This is a genomic window from Anaerosalibacter massiliensis, from assembly GCF_024623155.1.
GTDB classification, from domain to species: domain Bacteria; phylum Bacillota; class Clostridia; order Tissierellales; family Sporanaerobacteraceae; genus Anaerosalibacter; species Anaerosalibacter massiliensis.
In genome coordinates, this window is sequence record NZ_JANJZL010000008.1 from 128,854 (window position 1) to 134,853 (window position 6,000).

6 protein-coding genes and 1 pseudogene are annotated in these 6,000 nt (G+C 28.7%); all 7 read left to right on the forward strand.

Going from position 1 to position 6,000, the window contains the following annotated elements; all coding sequences use genetic code 11:
- The first annotated feature begins 93 nt into the window (after nucleotides 1-93).
- Nucleotides 94-375 carry a co-chaperone GroES gene (locus NSA23_RS11850; protein WP_042678651.1) on the forward strand — a complete coding sequence of 94 codons (282 nt, stop codon included), beginning with the start codon at nucleotides 94-96 and terminating at the stop codon, nucleotides 373-375.
- Between the two features lie 22 nt (nucleotides 376-397).
- A complete protein-coding gene (groL, locus tag NSA23_RS11855) occupies nucleotides 398-2,038 on the forward strand; it encodes a chaperonin GroEL (protein WP_042678650.1) in 1,641 nt (546 codons plus the stop codon).
- Nucleotides 2,039-2,610: 572 nt separating this feature from the next.
- Nucleotides 2,611-3,168 carry a hypothetical protein gene (locus NSA23_RS11860; RefSeq protein WP_042678649.1) on the forward strand — a complete coding sequence of 186 codons (558 nt, stop codon included), beginning with the start codon at nucleotides 2,611-2,613 and terminating at the stop codon, nucleotides 3,166-3,168.
- 89 nt (nucleotides 3,169-3,257) lie between these two features.
- Nucleotides 3,258-3,860, forward strand: coding sequence for a hypothetical protein (locus tag NSA23_RS11865; protein ID WP_042678648.1), 603 nt, complete (start codon nucleotides 3,258-3,260; stop codon nucleotides 3,858-3,860).
- 168 nt (nucleotides 3,861-4,028) lie between these two features.
- Nucleotides 4,029-4,368 (forward strand): annotated as a pseudogene (gene tnpA, locus NSA23_RS11870) (IS200/IS605 family transposase); the annotation flags it as partial.
- Between the two features lie 153 nt (nucleotides 4,369-4,521).
- On the forward strand, nucleotides 4,522-5,388 hold the full coding sequence (locus NSA23_RS11875) for a polysaccharide deacetylase family protein (RefSeq protein ID WP_257490572.1): 867 nt from the start codon (nucleotides 4,522-4,524) through the stop codon (nucleotides 5,386-5,388).
- A 111-nt stretch (nucleotides 5,389-5,499) separates the two neighbouring features.
- Nucleotides 5,500-6,000, forward strand: a 501-nt coding sequence (locus NSA23_RS11880) for a transposase (protein WP_257490573.1), incomplete at its 3' end; no start/stop codon positions are given.

Genomic DNA, 6,000 nt, shown 5'->3' on the forward strand with positions numbered 1-6,000 from the left:
ACATATAAACTGTAAGTATTAGCACTCAGGAGTTGTGAGTGCTAATAAAAATTTGAAATAGAATAATATTTAAATATAAGGAGGGCCAAGCATATGAATATTAAACCATTAGGAGACAGAGTAGTAATCAAAATGATAGAGGCTGAGGAAAAGACTAAAAGTGGTATAGTACTTCCAAGCTCAGCAAAAGAAGAACCACAAATGGCAGAAATAGTTGCTGTAGGACCAGATATAACTAATGATGAAAAGAAAAGTGAGCAAGTAAAAATAGGAGATAAGGTTATATTCTCTAAATATAGTGGAACAGAAGTAAAACTTGATGATGTAGAATATACAATAATAAAATTAAATGATGTTTTAGCTGTTATTGAATAAAATTAAAGGAGTGTGAAATAAAATGGCTAAGGAAATTAAATTTGGTGAAAACGCACGTCGTTCAATGGAAAAAGGTATAAACCAACTTGCTGATACAGTAAAAGTAACTCTTGGACCTAAGGGAAGAAATATTGTTTTAGACAAATCTTTTGGTGCGCCATTAATTACTAATGATGGTGTAACTATTGCACGTGAAATAGAATTGGAAGATCCATATGAAAATATGGGAGCTCAACTTGTAAAGGAAGTTGCTACAAAGACTAATGATGTAGCTGGAGATGGTACTACTACTGCTACATTACTTGCTCAAGCAATAATTAGAGAAGGACTTAAGAATGTTGCAGCTGGAGCTAATCCAATGATTCTACAGAAAGGTATACATAAAGCTGTAGAAACAACAATAGATGAAATTAGAAGATTTTCAAATAAAGTTGAGTCAAAAGAAGCTATAGCACAAGTTGCATCTATTTCAGCAGCAGATGAAGAAATAGGAAAACTTATTGCTGAAGCTATGGAAAAGGTAGGAAATGACGGAGTTATTACAGTTGAAGAATCTAGATCTATGGGAACTACTTTAAGTGTAGTAGAAGGTATGGAATTTGATAGAGGATATGTATCCCCTTATATGGTTACAGATGCTGAAAAAATGGAAGCTGATTTAGATGAACCATTTATACTAATTACAGATAAGAAGATTTCAAATATCCAAGAAATACTTCCAATATTAGAAGAAATAGTTCAACAAGGTAAGCCATTATTAATAATTGCTGAAGATTTAGAAGGAGAAGCATTGACAACATTGGTTCTTAATAAATTAAGAGGAACATTTAATTGTGTAGCTGTTAAAGCTCCAGGATTTGGAGATAGAAGAGCTGAAATGCTTGAAGATATTGCAATATTAACAGGTGGAACAGTTATATCAGAAGAGTTAGGATATGAATTAAAAGATGTTACATTAGATATGTTAGGAAAAGCTAAAACAGTTAGAGTTGACAAAGATAACACTACAATAGTTGATGGTGAAGGAGATCAAAAGGCAATTGAAGATAGAGTTAGTCAAATAAGAGCTCAATTAGAAGAAGTAGATTCAGAATTTGATGCAGAAAAATTAGAAGAAAGACTTGCAAAACTTGCTGGTGGAGTAGCTGTAATTGAAGTTGGTGCTGCTACAGAAACTGAACTTAAAGAAAGAAAATTAAGAATAGAGGACGCATTAGCTGCTACAAGAGCTGCTGTTGAAGAAGGAATAGTTCCAGGAGGAGGAACAGTCCTTGTAGATAGTATAAAAGCTGTTGAAAAGTTATTAGATGAAACAGAAGGTGACGAAAGAACAGGAGTTAATATTATAGTTAGAGCACTAGAAGAACCTGTAAGACAAATTGCTACAAATGCAGGACTTGAAGGCTCAATAATAGTAGAAAAAGTTAAAGAAAGAGAAGAAGGAATTGGATTTGATGCATTGAAAGAAACTTATGCAAATATGATTGAAGATGGTATAGTAGATCCAACTAAAGTAACTCGTTCAGCTCTTCAAAATGCTGCATCAGTAGCTGCAATGGTATTAACTACTGAAGGTGCAGTAGCAGATATTAAAGAAGAAGACGATATGGCAGGAATGGCTGCAATGAACGGTGGAATGGGTGGCGGAATGCCAATGATGTAATCTTTTATGATTACAAATTAAGATAAATACAAGCTTACAAAAGAATATTATATAAAATTGCCAACATGAACTATTTTCCGTTGGCAATTTTCTTTTTTTGAGAAAGTGTTATAAAAGATAATATATAGTGAATTATCCATGTGTAGTGTCTGAGATTTTTAGATTTTTGGAGGTATATCTATAATATGATATAATTTGGTATAAATTAGTATATCGTGGATTTATAGCTTTTGGTGGAGAATTAATAAAGATACAGAAACAATCAAAACTAGATCATATGGAAAATGGCGATTTAATAAATACAAACAATGAAAATGAGTTAAGAGATGATTTGGAATATATTATTGAAAGATATAAGTAGAGTGCAGGATATAATCAATACATAAAATTAGATTTATAAAAAACAGAGCTTAAGTTTAGGCTTTATCTTGCTTTTATGAAAATATGATTATGATTCTATTTTGCTATTTGGTGCACATTATGGTATATTTGTCAATAGTAGGATTTTTTATAAAATTAGTAGTTATTTATTTTAATTGCTATTTATACGTTACTAAAGGAGGGGGATAGTTATGAAGAAACATATGAGATTTTTCTCATTTATTTTATCAATTGTATTTGTGTTTGGTTTTATTACTACCGTTAATGCAGAAAGCGCTATGGATGAGTATGTAGACGTCGATTTAAAATTGAATGATAAAGGTGACTATGAAGGAGAAATTGAGTTATATATTGACGATTCAGTTCAAAACGTTAGTGCACCACTTGAAAAAGGAACACGTACTTCTGCCAATGGTGCTACTGTAGGTTCTGTAAAATTTTATTTGAGTAAAGTCAAATCTGGAAAATATAAGCTTTCGATGTATTTTAAGCTTTCTGGTCGTTATCAAGCTCATTTGTTTAGTGGAGTTGTTCAAGTTAGGGATGGGGTAATTAATAGGGACATACTACATGAAAAGGCATATTATCGAAAGTTTAGTATGAGGAATGCCGGAACTGTTAGTTTAGGTACTATTAGCTTACCTGATAGAAAACATTATCAAGTAAGATTTAAATCAGGAGGGTTTGAGGTTCATACTGGACAATATGCTATAGCACATAATAGATGGTATAATGTATGGCCTAAATAGTATACTTAATATTAAGATTTAAAATATAAATAGAAAAACAGTGAGTATATGTTTCTCGCTGTTTTTCTATCAAATTAGGAGGAGAAAACATGTCTTATATGAAAGAATATAATTATAATGATAAGTTTCGAGTTCATGAAGATTTGTTTTTAAAAAGAATTGCAAATTCTATAAATAAGTATTCTGATAAAATTATATTTAATAAGAAAAATTATCTTTCAATAATAAATTATCTTGAAGAAAATTATTCTGTATATAATATAGATTCTAAAGAAATAGAGAAATATCAATTTTATGAAGATATAGATGTATTATTTGGAGGTGATGAAGAGGCATTTAGAAATGAATTAAATGATATATATATAAAATATGACTTAGATGTAAAAAAAATAAAACTTTCAAAATTTGTTTTAAATACTAAAGCAGATAAAAATGATGAAATATTTTTGTCTGAAAAAGAAAATATTATTGTAAGTTTGGACAAATATGAGTTTTTATATGTATATGTATTTATTGATAATATAACTGGGTTAATCCAAAGTAATTCATTTGAACTAGAAAATGAATTATATATTTATAGAGGCATTAATGAATTTGATTATAAATATGTAACAGATGATTTTATAAGATTTTTACAAGCGTTTGATGATCCAAATAAAATTGAACTTACTAATTTAAAAAGTAAGTATTAGAAGAATATTTTAGAGATGATGTTTAATAAATATATGTTTAGAGCCTGAGCCTAGGCTCTTTTTTGGTTTAAGAATACCACCCGTTAAGTGGGTGGTTCAAAAAAGTTTCCAGCGTTGAGCAGAAAAAACCTCCAGTGATATAATAAGTTTAGGTCTAGCCAACCAAACTTAAATCAAATATGTGAATATAAAGGAGTAGAGTTAATAGAAGCAGAAGCTTGTAAAGAGCATATTTATATGTTAGTCAGTATACTACCTAAATTAAGTGTATAGAGTTTTATGAGATATCTAAAAGGTAAAAGTAGTTTAATGATATTTGATAGATATGCAAATTTAAAATACAAGTATGGAGATAGAAGGTTTTGGTGTAAAGGATATTATGTTAGTACTGTAGGAAAAAACAATAGAAAATTATATACAAACACAATTACAAGAAGATATAGCCTATGATCAATTAAGCTTTAAAGAATATATAGATCCTTTTACAGGGAAAAAGATAAATAAATAAGGATAGTATTAAATCCCTTTAGGGATAGCGTGAAAAAGCACAGCGGTTGGTAATTTTTTTCTCCTAACTTACAAAATTGTAACCAAATTTAAACTAAATTGTAAGCAATATATGCTATTATTTATTAATCAAGTATATGTAGGAGGAAGAAATATGGCAAAAAACAAGACAGTATATAGATTTTTCAATATTATACCCATTTCTTTGTTTATAATGTTGATTGTCCTTGGAAAAAATGGAAATGTGGGGATTTCCTCAGAAAAAAATTCTTTAGTAGATAAGAAAAAACTTATACCTATATTAATGTATCATCATGTTGGAAAAGAAGGAGTAGAGGTTAATAAAATAACAATAACTAATAAAAGATTTGAAGAAGATATGAAATATTTAAAGGATAATAGATATACACCTATATTTTTCAATGAATTAGTTAGTTATGAAGAAAATGGGACAAGCCTACCAGAGAAACCTGTAATAATAACTTTTGATGATGGACTTGAAGATAATTATAAATATGCCTATCCTGTACTTAGAAAAAACAATATGAAAGCTACTATATTCACCATAGGTTCTAGAATAGGAATAAGGAATTTTAATAATGACACTAGGTACTCTTATTTCACTTGGAAAGAAGGAAAAGAAATGTATGAGAGTGGAATTGTAGAAATACAGCCTCATTCTTATGATCTTCATAATTATAAAGAAAATTCTAAGCATGGAGTAGGGGTACTTCCAATGAGTAGAGAAGATGAGGATCTTCATTATGATAGATTTTCTAAAGATACAGTACAAGTTATGAAACTTATTAAAGAAAATATAGGATGTGATTCTTATGTTTATGCTTATCCTTATGGGAAATATAATTCAACAAATGAAAGGGTTTTAAAAGATTTAAATTTTAAGGTAACCCTTACTACAAAAAGTAAATATGCAGATATATCTAATGGATTATATGAACTTAAAAGAATAAATGTACCTAGTCATAAAAAATTAAATGAACTTTTAATAAATTATAAATAATTTTTTGTCTTATTAAAATGGGGCTGTTTCAAAATATAGCTCCTAAATAAAAGAAAAAGAGTTGAAAAATCTATTGATTTTTCAGCTCTTTTTTAGTATGTTTTATTTATTATGAAATCACATACTAAAATTAATTATAAAGCAAAAATGAAAAAAATGCAACTATCTTTTAGTTTTGATTTGGCTAATGATTTTGATATGGATGACGAGGTTTTCCTGGTGCACAATATTATTGAGGAGATGAATTTAAGTTTTTTAACTAGTGCCTACTCTCATAAAGGTAGAAAGCCAGTTGTGGAACCACGTACTATGTTAAAAATATTAGTTTTTGCATATTTAAATAGGAAATATTCAGCTAGAGATATTGAAGATGCTTGTAGATACGATCTTCGGTTTAGATGGCTTCTAAACAATAGTAAGACTCCTGATCATGTCACTATCAATAGATTTAGGAATAAAATTTATCCTTTTATGGATGAAATATTAAAACAATTAATAGATTTGTTAATAGAACAAGGAGAAGTTGATTTAAAAAGTATTTATATAGATGGAACAAAAATAGAGGCAAATGCAAATAGATACACATTTGTATGGAAAAAGTCTATCATTAAA